Genomic DNA, 18,973 nt, shown 5'->3' with positions numbered 1-18,973 from the left:
GTCCATCGAACGGTGGACAGAGGTGCGCGTGCGGCACAATGGCCCTGCCCGAAGAAGGTCCAACTCTCAAGTGACGGATCGGCGTGATGAGCAAGACGACAGTGAAGGACGTCTCCACCGACTCCGAACCGGAGCACACGGCCGCAGAGCCGCGCACGGTGGGCAGCAGCCGGGCCTTCGCCCTGTTGCTGGTGATCAACGGAGCGGCCGGACTGCTCGCCGCCTGGGTCATCACGATCGACAAGTTCAAGATCCTTGAGGGCAAGCTCGCCGGGAAGACGTTCACCCCGAGCTGCAGCATCAACCCGATCGTGTCCTGCGGCAGCGTCATGGAGAGCAAGCAGGCCGCCGCCTTCGGCTTCCCGAACCCGATGCTCGGCCTGGTCGCCTACGGCATCGTCATCTGCGTCGGCATCAGCCTGCTGACCCGGGTCCAGTTCCCGCGCTGGTACTGGCTCACCTTCAACTTCGGCACGCTCTTCGGGGTGGCCTTCTGCACCTGGCTGCAGTTCCAGTCGCTGTACCGGATCAACGCGCTGTGCCTGTGGTGCTCCCTGGCCTGGGTCGCCACGATCACCATGTTCTGGTACGTCACGTCGTTCAACATCCGCAACGACTTCCTGAAGGCCCCGCGCCCGGTCAAGAACTTCCTGGGCGAGTTCACCTGGGTCCTCCCGGTCACCCACGTCGGCATCATCGCCATGCTGATCCTGACCCGCTGGGGCACCCAGCTCTGGGCGTAGTTCCGGGCCCGACCGGATTGTCAGTGGCGTGACATAGGGTTTTGGACGTGGAGCCCGACCTTTTCACCGCCGCAGCCGAAGAACGCCAGGAGAAGGACCCGTCCAGCAGCCCCCTGGCGGTACGGATGCGCCCGCGCACCCTCGACGAGGTCGTGGGCCAGCAGCACCTGCTGAAGCCGGGCTCGCCCCTGCGCAGACTGGTCGGCGAGGGATCGGGCGGTCCGGCCGGAGCTTCCTCGGTACTCCTCTGGGGGCCGCCCGGCACCGGCAAGACGACCCTCGCCTACGTCGTCTCCAAGGCCACCAACAAGCGTTTCGTGGAGCTGTCCGCGATCACCGCCGGCGTCAAGGAGGTCCGCGCGGTCATCGACGGTGCCCGCCGCGCCACCGGAGGCTTCGGCAAGGAGACCGTCCTCTTCCTCGACGAGATCCACCGCTTCAGCAAGGCCCAGCAGGACTCGCTCCTCCCGGCCGTCGAGAACCGCTGGATCACCCTGATCGCGGCGACCACGGAGAACCCGTACTTCTCGGTGATCTCCCCGCTGCTCTCCCGATCCCTTCTCCTCACCCTCGAACCCCTCACGGACGACGACCTGCGCGCCCTGCTCCGCCGCGCGCTGTCCGACGAGCGAGGACTGAAGGACGCGGTCGCCCTCCCCGAGGACAGCGAGAACCACCTGCTGCGGATCGCCGGCGGCGACGCCCGCCGCGCGCTGACCGCTCTGGAGGCCGCCGCCGGGGCCGCCCTCGACAAGGGCGAGCCGGACATCACCCTCCAGACCCTGGAGGAGACGGTCGACCGCGCGGCGGTGAAGTACGACCGCGACGGCGACCAGCACTACGACGTGGCCAGCGCCCTCATCAAGTCCATCCGCGGCTCCGACGTCGACGCGGCCCTGCACTACCTGGCCCGCATGATCGAGGCAGGCGAGGACCCCCGCTTCATCGCCCGCCGCCTGATGATCTCCGCGAGCGAGGACATCGGCCTCGCCGATCCCAACGCGCTGCCGATCGCGGTCGCCGCCGCCCAGGCCGTAGCGATGATCGGCTTCCCGGAGGCCGCGCTGACCCTCAGCCACGCCACCATCGCGCTCGCCCTCGCGCCCAAGTCGAACGCGGCGACCACGGCGATCGGCGCCGCCATGGAGGACGTACGCAAGGGGCACGCGGGCCCGGTGCCCATGCATCTGCGGGACGGGCACTACAAGGGCGCCGCCAAGCTCGGGCACGCCCAGGGGTACGTCTACCCGCACGACCTCCCTGAGGGCATCGCCGAGCAGCAGTACGCCCCGGAGGAGCTGAAGGACCGTACGTACTACGAACCGACCCGGCACGGCGCCGAGGCCCGGTACGCGGACGCCGTGGAGTGGACCCGGAAGCACCTTGGTCGTAAGCGGTCCTGAGCACCCTGTAGAATCCCCCGAAGTGCTGTGTCCCGTGCTGTCAGAACGGGACGGTCAGCCGGAGCCCCGGTTCTCGGACCGGCTCCAGGAGCGTCGCGCACCGTTCGAACGGTGTCGCGGGCAGCCCACCACCATCCGTCGCAGGACGGAACCGGTCGGTGGGCCACTCGCGTGCTGCACGTAGTGCCCAGATCAGGGGAGCGGCTGCCCACCAGGTCCCGCAAGGGGCCCGACGGGTTTCCCCGGCTGCGGATGCGACCTCCCTCACCACCCTGACAAGCCGACAGACAGAGAGAGACATCGTGGCGAATCAGTCCCGCCCCAAGGTCAAGAAGTCGCGTGCCCTCGGCATCGCGCTGACCCCGAAGGCCGTCAAGTACTTCGAGGCCCGTCCCTACCCGCCGGGTGAGCACGGTCGTGGCCGCAAGCAGAACTCGGACTACAAGGTCCGTCTGCTGGAGAAGCAGCGTCTGCGCGCGCAGTACGACGTGTCCGAGCGCCAGCTCGTCCGCGCCTACGAGCGTGCCTCCAAGGTCCAGGGCAAGACCGGTGAGGCCCTGATCATCGAGCTGGAGCGTCGTCTCGACGCGCTGGTCCTTCGTTCGGGCATCGCCCGCACGATCTACCAGGCCCGCCAGATGGTCGTTCACGGCCACATCGAGGTCAACGGCCAGAAGGTCGACAAGCCGTCCTTCCGCGTCAAGCCCGAGGACGTCGTGATGGTCCGCGAGCGCAGCCGCAGCAAGACGCTGTTCGAGGTCTCCCGCGCCGGTGGCTTCGCCCCCGACGGCGAGATCCCGCGCTACCTCCAGGTGAACCTCGGCGCCCTGGCGTTCCGCCTGGACCGCGAGCCGAACCGCAAGGAGATCCCGGTGATCTGCGACGAGCAGCTCGTCGTCGAGTACTACGCCCGCTGATCACCTCACGGACGTAGCACCACCTTTCGCGTCAGCCTGCCGTCTCCCCGCCCTTCCGGGTGGGCGAGGCGGCGGGCTTTCGCATGTCCACCCTCACGGTCGCGGGCCGCACCGGCCCACGCGGCACCGGCACCGCGTCCAGCGCCCGCGACGGCCCCAGCGCCCGCGCCACGGCCGCCTCCCGGCCCAGCCGCGCCCCCTCCCGTACGCACTCCGCGTACCGCTCGTCGCCCAGCCGCTCGCGGGCCATCGCCTCGCACAGCTCGTGCGGCGCGTTGTAGTACGCCGAGCCGAACAGTGGCAGCCCCACCGACGGCCACATCCCGCCCGCCGCACCCTGCAGCAGCGCGGCCTCGGCGGCATCGCCCTCCGCCACCGTGACGAGGGCCAGCAGCTCGACCGCGAGCACGGAGCCGAGCAGATCGCGGAAGCCGTGCGCGCTGCTCAGGCAGTCCGCCAACAGGTCGCGCGCGAGCGGGAGTTCGCCGTCGCTCCAGGCGGCGTAGGCCAGGACGTACAGCGCGTACGCGCGGGCCCAGCGCTCGCCGTGGTCCTCGCACACGCGCCGGACGTCCTCGCACAGCTTCACCGCGTCCGCCAGATCGCCCTGGAACGCCCGGGTCATCGCCAGTTCGACCTGGCCCATCAGCACATTGCTGTTGAGCTCGCCGATCTGCTGGTAGCGGTCGAGCGCCGAGCGCAGCAGTGTCTCCGCGCGCGGCATGTCGTCCGTGACCAACGCCAGGCAGCCGGTGCGGTGTTCGGCGTAGGCGACCGCCGTGGGGTTCGCGGCCTCGTCCGCCTCCTCGCGGCACTCCTGGAGCGCGGCCAGCGCGGGCACGGTGTCGCCCTGGAGGATCGCCACATAGCCGAGCACCCACAGGGCCTTCAGCCGTGACTGGTCGTTCGCCGTGTCCTCGGCGTCCAGCTGCACGGCCTGCTCCAGCCAGTGCCTGCCCTCCGCGAGGCGCCCGCAGCCCGCCCAGTAGAACCACAGCGAGCCCGCGAGGTACTGGCCCAGATGCGTCTCGTCCGGCTCGGTCAGGCAGTACTCCAGGGCGCCGCGCAGATTCGGCAGCTCCGCCTCGACCCGCGCGGCGACCTCCCCCTGGCGCGGCGAGAACCAGTCCAGCTCGCACCACGTCGCCAGGCCCAGATACCAGTCGCGGTGTCTGCGCCGCAGCCGGGCCGCGTCCCCGGTCGCCTCCAGCCAGTCGGCGCCGTAGGCCCGGATCGTGTCGAGCATCCGGTAGCGCACGCCCGTCGCCGTCTCCTCGCGGACGACCACGGACTGCGCGAGCAGTTCGGAGAGCACGTCGAGGACGTCGTCCGAGGGAAGTCCGTCGCCGCCGCACACGTACTCGGCGGCCTCCAGATCGAAGCGCCCGGCGAACACCGACAGCCGCGCCCACAGCAACCGCTCCTCGGGCGTGCACAGTTCATGGCTCCAGCCGATCGCCGTCCGCAGCGTCTGGTGCCGGGGCAGCGCGTCCCGCCGCCCGCCGGCCAGCAGCCGGAACCGGTCGTCGAACCGCGCCAGCACCTCCCCGGGCGACAACGCCCGCAGCCGCCCCGCCGCCAACTCGACGGCAAGGGGAATCCCGTCGAGCCGCCGGCACAACTCCCGTACGTCCGAGGCGTCTTCGTCGAGGGTGACCCCTTGCTGCGCGGCCCGGTCGGCGAACAGCTCCACCGCCTCGTCCTCGCCCAACGGCGCCACCGCCACGACCCGTTCACCCGCCAGCTCCAACGGCCGCCGCCCCACCGCGAGCACCCGCAGCCCCGGCACCCGCCCGAGCAACTCGGCCACCAGCTCGGCACACACCTCCACCAGATGCTCGAACCCGTCCAGCACCAAAAGGAGTTGACGGTGAGTCAGGTGAGCGAGCAGCGCCTCGCGCGGCAGCCGCGCGGTGTGGTCCGTCAGCCCCAGCGCCTCTACGACCGCGAAGTCCACGAGTTCCGGATCGCGCACCGGCGCCAGCTCCACCCGCCACACACCGTCCCGGGGAGCGGACCGGGCCGCCGCGCGGGCCGCGAGCCGTGACTTGCCGACCCCGCCGGGCCCGGTCACCGTGACCAGACGCGAGGCGTCGAGCGCCCGTGCCAGCTCGGTGAGTTCGGCCGAGCGGCCCACGAACCGGTCGGGTTCGAGGGGCAGATTGCCGTCCGCGGTGGCGTCACCGCCATGGGAAGCTCGCATGGAACACGGAGCGTACTGAACCGTATTCAGTCCGTACAATCGCTTCGCGCAACTCCGGTGTGCGCGGGGCGGTAATGCGGTAGGGGGCACCGACCCCGGCGCGATAGGCTCAGCAGCGGTTATCCACAAGTGTTGACGGGGCGCCGCCTCCGGCGCGATAGGCTCGGGACGAGTCATCAACAAGCGTTTATGAGAGCGGGTGTCAGGTGTCCGGTGGAGAGGTGGCCGGGATCCTGGTGGCCGTCTTCTGGGCGATCCTGGTCTCGTTCCTCGCCGTCGCACTGGTGAGGCTGGCCCAGACGCTCAAGGCGACCACCAAGCTGGTCGCGGACGTGACCGACCAGGCCGTGCCGCTGCTGGCGGACGCCTCCGCGGCGGTGCGCTCCGCGCAGACCCAGATCGACCGGGTCGACGCGATCGCCTCCGACGTCCAGGAAGTCACCTCGAACGCCTCCGCACTGTCCACCACCGTCGCCTCCACCTTCGGCGGGCCCCTCGTCAAGGTCGCGGCCTTCGGCTACGGCGTCCGCCGGGCCCTGGGCGGCCGCCGCGAGGACGTGCCCGCGCCGTCCGGGGCGTCCCGTCGTACGGTGATCGTGGGCCGTACCGTCCCGGCCGGACGGCGGGGCAAGCGCACCCGGAAGAAGGACTGACCGAGCGATGTTCCGCCGTACGTTCTGGTTCGGCACGGGCGTAGCCGCCGGTGTCTGGGCGACCACCAAGGTCAATCGCAAGCTGAAGCAGCTGACCCCCGAGCACCTCGCCGTGTCCGCGGCCAACAAGGCGCTCGAAGCGGGCCACAAGCTCAAGGACAGCGCGGTGCACTTCGCGCTCGACGTCCGCGCGGGCATGGCCCAGCGCGAGGCCGAACTCGGCGACGCGCTCGGGATCAACGCTCCCGTGGACCCCGAACTCCCGGCGCCCCGGCAGCACATCGCCATCGAGAACCGCAACACCCCCCTGTCCGTCGAAAGAAACGACAGGACGACGTACTCGTACAACCGGAATGAGGACCACTGATGGAGTCGGCTGAAATCCGCCGCCGCTGGCTGAGCTTCTACGAGGAGCGCGGCCACACCGTCGTCCCCTCGGCGTCGCTCATCGCGGACGACCCGACTCTGCTCCTGGTCCCCGCCGGCATGGTCCCCTTCAAGCCGTACTTCCTCGGCGAGGTCAAGCCGCCGTGGCCGCGCGCCACCAGCGTGCAGAAGTGCGTGCGCACGCCCGACATCGAAGAGGTCGGCAAGACCACCCGCCACGGCACGTTCTTCCAGATGTGCGGCAACTTCTCCTTCGGCGACTACTTCAAGGAAGGCGCCATCACCTACGCCTGGGAGCTGCTCACGTCGCCCCAGGACAAGGGTGGTTACGGCCTCGACCCCGAGCGCCTTTGGATCACGGTCTACCTCGACGACGACGAGGCCGAGACCATCTGGCGCGAGAAGATCGGCGTCCCGGCCGAGCGCATCCAGCGCCTCGGCAAGAAGGACAACTACTGGTCGATGGGCGTCCCCGGCCCCTGCGGCCCGTGCTCCGAGATCAACTACGACCGTGGCCCCGAGTTCGGCGTCGAGGGCGGCCCCGCCGTCAACGACGAGCGGTACGTGGAGATCTGGAACCTCGTCTTCATGCAGTACGAGCGCGGCGAGGGCATCGGCAAGGAGGACTTCGAGATCCTCGGCGAGCTGCCCAGCAAGAACATCGACACGGGCCTCGGCCTGGAGCGCCTCGCGATGATCCTGCAGGGCGTGCAGAACATGTACGAGATCGACACCTCCATGGCCGTCATCAAGAAGGCCACCGAGCTGACCGGCGTCGAGTACGGCGACTCGCACGAGTCCGACGTCTCCCTGCGCGTGGTCACCGACCACATGCGCACGTCCGTGATGCTCATCGGCGACGGCGTGACCCCCGGCAACGAGGGCCGCGGTTACGTCCTGCGCCGCATCATGCGCCGCGCCATCCGCAACATGCGGTTGCTCGGTGCCACGGGTCTGGTCGTCAAGGACCTCATCGACACGGTCATCGCGATGATGGGCCAGCAGTACCCGGAGCTCGTCACCGACCGGCAGCGCATCGAGACCGTGGCCCTCGCCGAGGAGGCCGCCTTCGTCAAGACGCTGAAGGCCGGCACCAACATCCTCGACACCGCCATCGCCGACACCAAGCAGTCCGGCGGCAAGGTCCTCGCCGGCGACAAGGCGTTCCTGCTCCACGACACCTGGGGCTTCCCGATCGACCTCACCCTCGAAATGGCCGCCGAACAGGGCCTTTCCGTGGACGAGGACGGCTTCCGGCGCCTGATGAAGCAGCAGCGCGACCAGGCCAAGGCCGACGCGCAGGCCAAGAAGACCGGCCACGCGGGCGTCGGTGCCTACCGCGAGATCGCCGACAAGGCCGGCGAGACCGACTTCATCGGCTACTCGGACACCCAGGGCGAGTCCACCATCGTCGGCATCCTCGTCGACGGCGTCTCCTCCCCGGCCGCGACCGAGGGCGACGAGGTCGAGATCGTCCTCGACCGGACCCCCTTCTACGCCGAGGGCGGCGGCCAGATCGGCGACACCGGCCGGATCAAGGTCGAGTCCGGCGCCGTGATCGAGATCCGCGACTGCCAGAAGCCGGTCCCGGGCGTCTACGTCCACAAGGGCGTCGTCCAGTTCGGCGAGGTCACCGTCGGCGCCAAGGCCGAGGCCGCGATCGACATCCGCCGCCGCACCGCCATCGCCCGCGCCCACTCGGCCACTCACCTCACCCACCAGGCGCTGCGTGACGCCCTCGGTCCGACGGCCGCGCAGGCCGGTTCCGAGAACCAGCCGGGCCGCTTCCGCTTCGACTTCGGTTCGCCGTCCGCGGTTCCCACCGCCGTGATGACCGACGTCGAGCAGAAGATCAACGAGGTGCTCGCCCGCGACCTGGACGTGCACGCCGAGATCCTCAGCCTCGACGAGGCCAAGAAGCAGGGCGCCATCGCCGAGTTCGGCGAGAAGTACGGCGAGCGGGTCCGCGTCGTCACCATCGGCGACTTCTCCAAGGAGCTGTGCGGCGGCACCCACGTCCACAACACCTCGCAGCTCGGCCTGGTCAAGCTGCTCGGCGAGTCGTCGATCGGCTCCGGAGTGCGCCGTATCGAAGCGCTCGTCGGTGTCGACGCCTACAACTTCCTCGCCCGGGAGCACACGGTCGTCGCCCAGCTCCAGGAGCTGGTCAAGGGGCGCCCGGAGGAGCTGCCGGAGAAGGTCTCCGCGATGCTCGGCAAGCTGAAGGACGCCGAGAAGGAGATCGAGAAGTTCCGCGCCGAGAAGGTGCTACAGGCCGCGGCCGGTCTCGTCGAGTCCGCCAAGGACGTGCACGGGATCGCCGTCGTCACCGGTCAGGTGCCGGACGGCACGAGCGCCGACGACCTGCGCAAGCTGGTCCTCGACGTGCGCGGCCGCATCCAGGGCGGACGGGCCGCCGTAGTGGCCCTCTTCACGGTCAACAACGGCAAGCCGCTCACGGTCATCGCCACCAACGAGGCCGCCCGCGAGCGCGGTCTCAAGGCCGGCGACCTGGTCCGCGCGGCCGCCAAGACCCTCGGCGGCGGCGGTGGCGGCAAGCCGGACGTGGCCCAGGGCGGTGGCCAGAACCCGGCCGCTGTCGGTGAGGCCGTGGACGCTGTCGAACGCCTCGTCGCCGACACGGCCAAGTAAGAAACGGCCGCGAACATGCGAAGAGGACGTCGACTCGCGATCGACGTCGGGGACGCCCGGATCGGGGTCGCCTCGTGCGACCCCGACGGGATCCTCGCCACTCCCGTCGAGACGGTCCCCGGCCGCGACATTCCGGCGGCGCACCGCCGGCTGAAGCAACTCGCCGAGGAGTACGAACCGATCGAAGTCGTCGTCGGCCTCCCGCGCTCCCTCAAGGGGGGCGAGGGACCGGCCGCGGTGAAGGTCCGGGCCTTCGCCCAGGAACTCGCGAAGGGCATCGCCCCGGTACCGGTCAGACTGTTGGACGAACGGATGACCACGGTGACGGCCAGTCAGGGACTGCGCGCCTCAGGGGTGAAGTCCAAGAAGGGCCGGTCGGTCATCGACCAGGCGGCCGCGGTCATCATCCTCCAGCAGGCGCTGGAATCCGAACGGGTGTCAGGTAAACCACCCGGCGAGGGCGTCGAAGTGGTCATCTGATCGCGATACGGTAACGTTCCGCGCGATGCGATGGTGTTCGAACAGCCATGGCACAGCAAGAGGCGGGACGGGAGCCGGAGCCGCAAGCGCCGCGACCGCCGCCTCGCGGCTCTAGGGGATCGATGACTGAGTATGGCCGGGGCCCAGGCTCCGAACCGTGGCATCCGGAGGACCCGTTGTTCGGGGACGTCGGATGGGAAGGACAGCAGGCCCAGGTGGGGCAGCAGTCCTCCTACGGCGGCCAGCCGCAGCACTATCCGGAACAGCCGCAGCAGTACGGCGACTGGGACCACGGCCAGCAGGTCGACCACGGTCAGGCGCAGCAGCAGTACCCGGTCTACGACGAACAGGGCAATCCGCACTACCCCGACCAGCAGCAGTGGGCCGACCAGCAGCAGTACGCCGATCAGAGCCACCAGCAGTACGCCGCTCAGCAGCAGCAGTATCAGCAGGGCGGCTGGGACGGCACCGGCGCGCCCGCGCATGTCCCGTACGCCGCGGACCCCGGCGACCCGTACGGACAGCAGGCCGCCGCCTATGGCGAACAACAGCCCGATTTCTACGGCACGCCCGACGCCTTCCCGCCGCCAGAGCCGCCGGGCAAGCGGCGCACCGAGCCGGAACCGGCGCAGACGGACTGGGACCCGGGACCCGATCAGGGCGAACACGCGTTCTTCGCGGGTGGCGGCGACGATGACGACGAGGCCGACGACGAGCCGGACGGGCGCAGGCGGGGCAAGGGCGGCAAAGGCAAGGACAAAGGCGGCAAGGAGCGGAAGCGCCGCAACGGCTGCGCCTGCCTTGTGGTCGTCATGGTGTTCGGCGGCGGCCTGGCCACTGTCGGCTACTTCGCCTGGCAGTTCTACCAAAATCGTTTCGGCACGGCCCCCGACTACGCCGGCGACGGCACCGGATCGGTGAGCGTCACCATCCCCAAGGGGGCCGGCGGCTACACCATCGGCCAGGAGCTGAAGAAGCAGGGCGTCGTGAAGAGCGTCGACGCGTTCGTCGCCGCCCAGTCGCAGAATCCCGATGGCAAGAAGATCCAGGCCGGCGTCTTTCTGCTGAAGAAGGAAATGTCCGCCGCGAGCGCGGTCAAGCTGATGCTCGACCCCAAGAGCCAGGACAATCTGATCGTCCCCACGGGCTGGCGGAACTCCAAGATCTATGCGGCGATCGACAAGAAACTCCAGGTTTCCGACGGCACCACCAAGTCCATCGCCAAGAAGGATTACAAGTCGCTCGGACTGCCCAGCTGGGCGAACAGCAACAAGGACATCAAGGACCCGCTGGAGGGCTTCCTCTACCCCGGCACATATGGCGCCGCAAAGGGTATGAAACCCGAAACGGTCCTCAAGCAGATGGTCGCCCAGGCCAGCGACAAATACGGCGCGATCGACCTTGAGGCGAAGGCCAAGGCGCTCAACCTGGAAGACCCGCTGCAGGTCATCACGGTCGCGAGCCTCGTCCAGGCCGAAGGAAAGACGCACGAGGACTTCCGCAAGATGGCCGAAGTGGTCTACAACCGTCTCAAGACCACGAACACCGAGACGAACCGATACCTGCAATTCGACTCGACCTTCAATTACCTGAAGGGCCAGAGCAACATCCACATCAGCGAGTCCGAGATCAACAGCAACAAGGACCCGTACAACACCTACACCCAAAAGGGCTTGCCGCCCGGTCCCATCGACAACCCCGGTGACGAGGCTCTGGCAGCGGCACTGAATCCGACCCATGACGGCTGGATCTACTTCGTGGCGACCGACGGCGAGAACAAGACCGAATTCGCCAAGACGTACGCCGAATTCCAGGCACTCAAGGAAAAGTTCAATGCCACCTCGGGCAACTGACGCCCGCCGTGCCGCCGTGCTCGGTTCCCCCATCGCCCACTCCCTCTCCCCGATGCTGCATCGCGCGGCATACGGGGAACTGGGGCTGGACGGCTGGTCCTACGACCGCTTCGACGTGGACGAGGCCGCGCTGCCCGGGTTCTTCAAGGACCTGGGCCCGGAGTGGGCGGGCCTGTCGCTGACGATGCCTCTGAAGCGGGCCGTGATACCGCTGCTCGACGAGATCAGCGAGACGGCGTCGTCGGTGGACGCGGTCAACACCGTCGTCTTCACGGAGGACGGCCGCCGGGTCGGTGACAACACCGACATCCCCGGCATGGTCGCCGCCCTCCGCGAACACGGCATCGAACAGGTCGACTCCGCCGCGATCCTGGGCGCCGGCGCCACCGCCTCCTCCGCCCTCGCCGCCCTCGCCCGCATCTGCACCGGCGAGGTCGTCGCCTACGTCCGCAGCGAGGCCCGCGCGGCGGAGATGCGGCAGTGGGGCGAGCGGCTGGACGTAGAGGTACGCACGGCGGACTGGTCGGAGGCGGCGGAGGGGCTGCGCGCGCCCCTGGTCTTCGCCACCACACCGGCCGGCACGACAGACGCCCTCTCCTCCGCGCTACCGGAACGCCCCGCCACGCTTTTCGACGTCCTGTACGACCCTTGGCCCACGGACCTCGCGGCCCGCTGGTCCGGCTATGGCGGCGCGGTGGTGAGCGGGCTCGACCTGCTGGTGCACCAGGCGGTACTTCAGGTGGAACAGATGACGGGGTGTCGGCCCGCGCCGGTGGACGCGATGCGGAGGGCGGGGGAGAAGGCGTTGGCCGGGCGGTGAGGTGGAGTTGGTCGGGGGCGGGGTGAGTGAGAGGCCGCCGGTCGCCTGCTGAACCCGGCGCGGTAGGGCGAGGGAAGTGTCCAGCCGGCGGCAGGGCGGGCAAGTGGGTACTGACCGGCTCTTGGCCTTGGCCCGGTGGGGCTGTCGAGAGCGCACTGGTTGACCGCGGCCCCGGACTCAGGTGGTCGGGTGCGGGCGCGTCGGTCGATTCCTGACCCTGCCCCAGCGAGGCTGTCAAGGAAGCCGTTGCCCGACCGCTGACCCGGCCCCCGCAAGGCAGCCAAGCGCCGCGTCGGTCGAGCCCTGACCTTGGCCTGGAACGGCGGGGGGAGGGTGCATCCCGACCGCCGTGCCACCATCACCCCCGTCCGCCCCCTGGACCGTCGGCCAGGTCCGCGCCCCGGACGTGGGAGGATCGGGGGCGGCGGGCCAGGGCCGCGCACCCGGTCACGCCGTCGACGTGTATGCGAGGACGCGCGTACGCAGCAGTACCAGGGCGCGAGCATGAGGAGCACCGTTGAGCAGGTTGCGCTGGCTGACCGCGGGGGAGTCCCACGGTCCCGCACTCGTGGCGACGCTGGAGGGTCTTCCCGCCGGTGTGCCGATCACCACGGAGATGGTGGCGGACCACTTGGCCCGGCGGCGGCTCGGTTATGGGCGTGGTGCGCGCATGAAGTTCGAGCGCGACGAAGTCACCTTCCTCGGCGGTGTCCGGCACGGTCTGACCCTTGGTTCGCCGGTCGCGGTCATGGTGGGCAACACGGAGTGGCCCAAGTGGGAGCAGGTCATGGCGGCCGACCCGGTCGATCCGGAAATCCTGGCCGGTCTCGCCCGCAACGCCCCGCTGACCCGTCCCCGCCCCGGTCATGCCGATCTTGCCGGTATGCAGAAGTACGGGTTCGACGAGGCGCGTCCGATCCTGGAGCGTGCCTCCGCGCGGGAGACCGCGGCGCGTGTCGCGCTGGGCGCGGTGGCCCGGTCGTACCTGAAGGAGACGGCCGGGATCGAGATCGTCTCCCACGTCGTCGAGCTGGCCTCCGCGAAGGCCCCGCGGGGTGTCCTGCCCACGCCGGCCGATGTGGAGAGGCTGGACGCCGATCCGGTGCGCTGCCTGGACGCGGACGCCTCGAAGGCGATGGTCGCGGAGATCGACCAGGCCCACAAGGACGGCGACACCCTCGGTGGTGTCGTCGAGATCCTTGCCTACGGCGTTCCCGTCGGGCTCGGCTCGCACGTGCACTGGGACCGCAAGCTGGATGCCCGCCTCGCCGGTGCCCTGATGGGTATTCAGGCGATCAAGGGTGTGGAGATCGGTGACGGTTTCGAACTGGCCCGGGTGCCCGGCTCCCAGGCGCACGACGAGATCGTCAACACCGGTGAGGGGATCCGTCGGGTCTCCGGGCGTTCCGGTGGTACCGAGGGCGGGCTGTCGACGGGGGAGTTGCTGCGGGTGCGTGCGGCGATGAAGCCGATCGCGACCGTGCCGCGTGCCCTGCAGACCGTCGACGTGGTGACCGGTGAGGCCACGCAGGCCCACCACCAGCGCTCCGACGTGTCCGCGGTCCCGGCGGCCGGGATCGTCGCGGAGGCGATGGTCGCGTTGGTTCTCGCGGACGCGGTCGCGGAGAAGTTCGGCGGCGACTCGGTGCCCGAGACCCGGCGCAACGTGCGTTCGTACCTTGAGAACCTGGCGATCCGGTGACCGCGGCCCCGCTGGTCGTCCTGGTCGGTCCGATGGGTGTCGGCAAGTCGACGGTCGGGCAGCAGCTGGCCGAGCGGCTGGGTGTCGGCTACCGGGACACCGACGACGACATCGTGGCCGCCGAGGGCCGCACCATCGCGGAGATCTTCGTGGACGAGGGCGAGCCGGTCTTCCGTGCGATCGAGAAGCGCGCCGTGCAGCAGGCACTGGCCGGGCACGACGGCGTCCTGGCGCTGGGCGGCGGCTCGATCCTCGACGAGGACACGCGCGCGCTGCTGGCCGGGCACCGGGTCGTCTACCTCTCCATGGACGTGGACGAGGCGGTCAAGCGCACCGGTCTGAACGCGGCCCGCCCGCTGCTGGCGATCAATCCGCGCAAGCAGTGGCGTGAACTGATGGAAGCCAGGCGGCACTTGTATGCCGAGGTCGCGCAGGCCGTCGTACCGACCGACGGCCGCACCCCCGAGGACGTCACCCAAGCCGTCCTGGACGCACTGGAGTTGAAGGAAGCATGAGCGAGTCAGTGACGCGGATCCAGGTCGGCGGCACGGCGGGCAGTGACCCGTACGAGGTCCTGGTGGGCCGTCAACTCCTGGGCGAACTGGGCGGGTTGGTCGGCGACCGGGCCAAGCGGGTCGCCGTCATCCACCCCGAGGCGCTCGCCGAGACGGGTGACGCGCTGCGCGCCGACCTGGCCGGGCAGGGCTTCGAAGCCGTCGCCATCCAGGTGCCCAACGCGGAGGAGGCCAAGACCGCCGAGGTCGCCGCCTACTGCTGGAAGGCCCTGGGCCAGTCCGGCTTCACCCGCTCCGACGTCATCGTCGGCGTCGGCGGCGGCTCCACCACCGACCTGGCCGGATTCGTCGCCGCGACCTGGCTGCGCGGGGTCCGCTGGATCGCCGTACCGACGACCGTGCTGGCCATGGTCGACGCGGCCGTCGGCGGCAAGACCGGCATCAACACCGCCGAGGGCAAGAACCTGGTCGGCTCCTTCCACCCGCCGGCCGGCGTGCTCTGCGACCTCGCCGCACTGGACTCCCTCCCGGTCAACGACTACGTCTCCGGGCTCGCCGAGATCATCAAGGCCGGCTTCATCGCCGACCCGGTGATCCTCGAACTCATCGAGTCCGACCCGGAGACCGCCCGTACCCCGGCGGGCCCGCACACCGCCGAGCTCATCGAACGCTCCATCAAGGTCAAGGCCGAGGTCGTCTCCGCCGACCTCAAGGAGTCGGGCCTGCGCGAGATCCTCAACTACGGCCACACCCTCGCCCACGCCATCGAGAAGAACGAGCGCTACAAGTGGCGCCACGGCGCGGCAGTGGCCGTAGGCATGCATTTCGCGGCCGAACTGGGCCGTCTCGCGGGCCGGTTGGACGACGCGACGGCGGACCGGCACCGCACGGTCCTCGAATCGGTGGGCCTGCCGCTCAGTTACCGCTACGACCAGTGGCCCAAGCTGCTGGAGACCATGAGGGTCGACAAGAAGTCCCGCGGCGACCTGCTCCGCTTCATCGTCCTCGACGGCCTCGCCAAGCCGACGGTCCTGGAGGGCCCCGACCCGGCCGTCCTCCTCGCCGCGTACGGCGAAGTGGGCGAGTAAGTACCGCCAAGACCCTTCCGCCTGAATTGCCTTGCGCGGATGGGCACTTCGGCCCCTCCCCGGCCGTTCACCAAATGGCGGCCGGGGAAGGTACCGTTCGGTAGGGAGCGGGGGTTCGGGCCCGCTGCCAGCGCCAATCGCCGTACGAGATGGAGTGGCACCGGATGCAGCACGCAGTGGGGTCTCCGCTGCCGCCGCCCCACCAGCCGGGGCAGGGACCGACCACCGGTTGGTCCCCGGCCGGACAACACTCGGGCCCGCCCCATCCGGGCCCGGCACCCGTGCCACCCCCGCCACCGGCCCCGGGCTTCGCGCCCACCCCGCCGTTGCCGCACGCGGTCCCGCGTCATGCCCCGGACACCACCGGCCACGTCCAGCTCCCGCCGGGCGGCCCCGTCCCCATGCCCAGCACGCCACCGGCGCAGGCCGCGGCCGACCCGACCTCCACGACCCTCGCGGTGCTGCTCATCGGCCCCGCGGGCGCGGGCAAGACGAGCGTCGCCAAGTACTGGGCGGACCACCGCCGGGTCCCCACCGCCCACATCAGCCTCGACGACGTACGCGAATGGGTCCGCTCCGGTTTCGCCGACCCCCAGTCCGGCTGGAACGACCACTCCGAGGCCCAGTACCGCCTCGCCCGCCGCACCTGCGGCTTCGCCGCCCGCAACTTCCTCGCGAACGGCATCTCCTGCATCCTCGACGACGCGGTCTTCCCCGACCGCCCGGTGGTCGGCCTCGGCGGCTGGAAACGCCACGTGGGCCCCGGCCTCCTCCCGGTAGTCCTGTTGCCCGGCCTGGAAATCGTCCTGGAACGCAACGCCGAACGCTCCGGCAACCGTCGCCTCACCGACGAGGAGGTCGCCCGCATCCACGGCCGCATGGCCGGCTGGTACGGCTCGGGCCTCCCGATCATCGACAACTCCCAGATGGACGTCCAGCAGACGGCCCAGGTCCTGAACGACGTCCTGGCACGATCAATAGCAAGCCCCCCGAGCTGGTAACCAACGGGACTTGTTTCTTTAGGGGCGCGGGGAACTGCGCGACAAGCCCCCACCGGCGCGCACCCGGCACACAACCGTCGAACCCACCCCGTCCCCCGAACGGCACTCTCCCAACCGGCACAATCCAGCCACCGCTCCTACGCTCATCTCATGTCAGAGGTCTACGCAACCCGCCGAGCCAGGCTGAGGGAACGAGCCCAAGCCGTCGGCAGCCAGTCCACCCTGGTCACCCGCCCGGCCAACGTCCGCTACCTGGCCGGTCCAGCCCCGCAGGGCACCGTTCTGCTGCTCGGCAAGCGCGACGACACGCTGGTCTGCACGGGCCCGCTGGACGAACGCCCCCCTGAGGGCCGCCCCGACGAGACCCTGCGCATCCACACACTCCCCGGCCCCGATGGCGACCCCGCCGTATCCGCCGCAGACCTCGCGGCAGCGCACGGCGCCGAATCCATGGCCGTAGAGGAACACCACCTCACCGTGGCCCGCCACCGAGCCCTCCGCTCGGTAGCCCCCACGCTCCGCCTCACCGACATCGGCGGCGCGGTCGAGCAACTCCGGGTCGTCAAGGACGAGGAGGAGATCTCCTGTCTGAGAATCGCCGCCGAGATCGCCGACCAGGCCCTCGGAGAGCTGCTGGAGTCGATCCTCGTCGGCCGCACCGAACGCCATCTCGCCCTCGAACTGGAGCGACGGCTCGTCGACCACGGAGCGGACGGCCCGGCCTTCGCGACCTCCGTCGCCACCGGCCCGCACTCGGGCAGACGCGGCCACCGGCCGACCGACCGCCGGGTCGAGGAAGGAGATTTCCTCTCCGTCTGCCTCGGCGCCACCTATCGCGGCTACCGCTGTGAGATCGGCCGGACGTTCGTCATCGGCACCTCTCCCGCCGACTGGCAGATCGAGCTCTACGACCTCGTCTTCGCCGCCCAGCGCGCCGCACGGGAGTCCCTGGCACCCGGTGCGGCCTACCGGGACGTGGACCGCGCGGCACGTCAGGTGCTGGACTCCGCGGGCTACTCGGAGGGCCTCGCAGCCCTCACCGGCCACGGTGTCGGGCTCGAAATCGACGAGGAGCCGCAGCTGGCCCCCGCCGCCATGGGTAAACTGGACGCTTGCGTGCCGGTCACCGTCGAACCGGGGGTTCACCTCCCGGGCCGGGGCGGTGTCCGGATCGATGACACGCTCGTCGTACGCCCTGAGGCGGACGGCGGACCCGAGCTACTCACCATCACGACCAAGGAGCTGCTCGCGCTCTAGCTTTTCGAGCTGTGCGCGTGTCCCGTGGTCGTCCACGTCAGTCCAGGAGATTCCGCAACCGTGGCTTCCACGAACGACCTCAAGAACGGCCTGGTGCTCAAGCTCGACGGGGGCCAGCTCTGGTCCGTCGTCGAGTTCCAGCACGTCAAGCCCGGCAAGGGCCCTGCCTTCGTGCGCACCAAGCTCAAGAACGTGCTCTCCGGCAAGGTCGTCGACAAGACGTTCAACGCCGGCGTCAAGGTCGAGACGGCCACTGTCGACAAGCGCGACATGCAGTTCTCGTACATGGACGGCGAGTACTTCGTCTTCATGGACATGGAGACCTACGACCAGCTCATGGTCGACCGCAAGGCCGTCGGCGACGCCGCCAACTTCCTGATCGAGGGCTTCACCGCCACGGTCGCGCAGCACGAGGGCGAGGTGCTCTTCGTCGAGCTGCCGGCCGCCGTCGAGCTCGTCATCCAGGAGACCGAGCCCGGCGTCCAGGGCGACCGCTCCACCGGTGGCACCAAGCCCGCCACCCTGGAGACCGGCTACCAGATCCAGGTCCCGCTCTTCATCACCACCGGTGAGAAGATCAAGGTCGACACCCGCTCCAGCGACTACCTCGGCCGGGTGAACAGCTAACCGTGGCTGCCCGCAATACGGCCCGCAAGCGCGCCTTCCAGATCCTCTTCGAGGGCGACCAGCGCGGTGTCGGCGTCCAGACCGTCCTCGCGGACTGGATCCGGCTCTCCCGGGATGACACCCGGCAGCCCCCGGTCAGCGAGTACACGATGGAGCTGGTCGAGGGGTACGCGCAGCACGCGCGCCGCATCGACGAACTGATCGCGCAGTACTCGGTCGGCTGGACGCTCGACCGCATGCCCGTGGTGGACCGCAACATCCTGCGCCTCGGCGCCTACGAGCTGATCTGGGCCGACGAGACCCCGGACGCCGTCGTCCTCGACGAGATGGTGCAGCTGGCGAAGGAGTTCTCCACGGACGAGTCGCCCTCGTTCGTGAACGGCCTGCTGGGCCGTTTCAAGGACCTGAAGCCCTCGCTGCGCCGCGACGAGGTGTAAGCAGTACGCGAGCGAAACGCCGGAGGGCCCGCAGCACGACCGCTGCGGGCCCTCCGGCGTTCCCGTACGCGTGAAGGCGTTCCTGTACGCATGAGGCTCCTGAGGCCCGCAGAAAGCCGCCGGGGGGGGGGGGGGGGGGGGGTTTGGGCCCCCCCCCCCCCCCCGGTTTGGGGTGTCGGGGGGCGGGGGCCTTGTACACGGGGGGGTCCGCCCGCCCCCCGGCCGCCGCCACCCC

At 69.9% G+C, this 18,973-nt stretch carries 17 protein-coding genes; 16 read left to right on the top strand and 1 reads right to left on the bottom strand.

Annotation, left to right across the window (positions count from 1 at the left end):
* The first annotated feature begins 86 nt into the window (after positions 1-86).
* The 3 genes from ACGFY9_RS43200 to rpsD all read left to right on the top strand — a co-directional run bounded on the left by ACGFY9_RS43200 (position 87) and on the right by rpsD (position 3,063).
* Positions 87-743, top strand: coding sequence for a vitamin K epoxide reductase family protein (locus ACGFY9_RS43200; RefSeq protein WP_393763741.1), 657 nt, complete (start codon positions 87-89; stop codon positions 741-743).
* Positions 744-790: 47 nt separating this feature from the next.
* The gene (locus ACGFY9_RS43195) at positions 791-2,146 is read left to right on the top strand and encodes a replication-associated recombination protein A (protein WP_393763739.1); all 1,356 of its coding nucleotides are present in this window, start codon (positions 791-793) and stop codon (positions 2,144-2,146) included.
* A gap of 302 nt (positions 2,147-2,448) precedes the next feature.
* On the top strand, positions 2,449-3,063 hold the full coding sequence (gene rpsD, locus ACGFY9_RS43190) for a 30S ribosomal protein S4 (RefSeq protein WP_200686488.1): 615 nt from the start codon (positions 2,449-2,451) through the stop codon (positions 3,061-3,063).
* Between the two features lie 31 nt (positions 3,064-3,094).
* Here rpsD and ACGFY9_RS43185 read toward each other — a convergent pair whose 3' ends face one another.
* Positions 3,095-5,266 (bottom strand): ATP-binding protein, encoded by a 2,172-nt coding sequence (locus tag ACGFY9_RS43185; protein ID WP_393763737.1) that lies wholly within the window; start codon positions 5,264-5,266, stop codon positions 3,095-3,097.
* Between the two features lie 206 nt (positions 5,267-5,472).
* Between ACGFY9_RS43185 and ACGFY9_RS43180 the strand changes: the two genes are divergently transcribed.
* From ACGFY9_RS43180 to nusB, 13 genes are all read left to right on the top strand, one after another.
* Positions 5,473-5,919, top strand: a complete 447-nt coding sequence (locus ACGFY9_RS43180) for a DUF948 domain-containing protein (RefSeq protein ID WP_063739143.1) — start codon at positions 5,473-5,475, stop codon at positions 5,917-5,919.
* A 7-nt stretch (positions 5,920-5,926) separates the two neighbouring features.
* Positions 5,927-6,286, top strand: a complete 360-nt coding sequence (locus ACGFY9_RS43175; protein ID WP_393763735.1) for a hypothetical protein — start codon at positions 5,927-5,929, stop codon at positions 6,284-6,286.
* Positions 6,286-8,958, top strand: a complete 2,673-nt coding sequence (gene alaS, locus ACGFY9_RS43170) for an alanine--tRNA ligase (RefSeq protein WP_393763733.1) — start codon at positions 6,286-6,288, stop codon at positions 8,956-8,958. The genes ACGFY9_RS43175 and alaS overlap by 1 nt, the downstream gene beginning before the upstream one ends.
* A 15-nt stretch (positions 8,959-8,973) precedes the next feature.
* Positions 8,974-9,438: a Holliday junction resolvase RuvX gene (gene ruvX / locus ACGFY9_RS43165; RefSeq protein ID WP_033282278.1), complete on the top strand. Its 465-nt coding sequence runs from the start codon at positions 8,974-8,976 to the stop codon at positions 9,436-9,438.
* Between the two features lie 122 nt (positions 9,439-9,560).
* Positions 9,561-11,291, top strand: coding sequence for an endolytic transglycosylase MltG (gene mltG, locus ACGFY9_RS43160; RefSeq protein WP_393763822.1), 1,731 nt, complete (start codon positions 9,561-9,563; stop codon positions 11,289-11,291).
* Positions 11,272-12,111: a shikimate dehydrogenase gene (locus ACGFY9_RS43155; RefSeq protein WP_393763731.1), complete on the top strand. Its 840-nt coding sequence runs from the start codon at positions 11,272-11,274 to the stop codon at positions 12,109-12,111. Before mltG ends, ACGFY9_RS43155 begins: the two co-directional genes overlap by 20 nt.
* Positions 12,112-12,628: 517 nt before the next feature.
* Positions 12,629-13,813 (top strand): chorismate synthase, encoded by a 1,185-nt coding sequence (gene aroC / locus ACGFY9_RS43150; RefSeq protein ID WP_393763729.1) that lies wholly within the window; start codon positions 12,629-12,631, stop codon positions 13,811-13,813.
* A 32-nt stretch (positions 13,814-13,845) separates the two neighbouring features.
* Positions 13,846-14,328 carry a shikimate kinase gene (locus ACGFY9_RS43145; protein WP_393763820.1) on the top strand — a complete coding sequence of 161 codons (483 nt, stop codon included), beginning with the start codon at positions 13,846-13,848 and terminating at the stop codon, positions 14,326-14,328.
* Positions 14,325-15,416: a 3-dehydroquinate synthase gene (gene aroB / locus ACGFY9_RS43140; protein WP_393763727.1), complete on the top strand. Its 1,092-nt coding sequence runs from the start codon at positions 14,325-14,327 to the stop codon at positions 15,414-15,416. Before ACGFY9_RS43145 ends, aroB begins: the two co-directional genes overlap by 4 nt.
* Positions 15,417-15,580: 164 nt before the next feature.
* Positions 15,581-16,417 carry a Pro-rich N-terminal domain-containing protein gene (locus tag ACGFY9_RS43135; protein WP_393763725.1) on the top strand — a complete coding sequence of 279 codons (837 nt, stop codon included), beginning with the start codon at positions 15,581-15,583 and terminating at the stop codon, positions 16,415-16,417.
* Between the two features lie 150 nt (positions 16,418-16,567).
* Positions 16,568-17,674, top strand: coding sequence for an aminopeptidase P family protein (locus ACGFY9_RS43130; protein WP_393763723.1), 1,107 nt, complete (start codon positions 16,568-16,570; stop codon positions 17,672-17,674).
* A 60-nt stretch (positions 17,675-17,734) separates the two neighbouring features.
* Positions 17,735-18,301, top strand: coding sequence for an elongation factor P (efp, locus tag ACGFY9_RS43125; protein ID WP_019059745.1), 567 nt, complete (start codon positions 17,735-17,737; stop codon positions 18,299-18,301).
* A gap of 2 nt (positions 18,302-18,303) precedes the next feature.
* The gene (gene nusB, locus ACGFY9_RS43120) at positions 18,304-18,738 is read left to right on the top strand and encodes a transcription antitermination factor NusB (protein ID WP_393763722.1); all 435 of its coding nucleotides are present in this window, start codon (positions 18,304-18,306) and stop codon (positions 18,736-18,738) included.
* Positions 18,739-18,973: the final 235 nt, after the last annotated feature.

The organism is Streptomyces sp. NPDC048504 (genome assembly GCF_043200035.1).
Taxonomy (GTDB): domain Bacteria; phylum Actinomycetota; class Actinomycetes; order Streptomycetales; family Streptomycetaceae; genus Streptomyces.
This window is presented reverse-complemented; position numbering and strand designations above follow the sequence as displayed.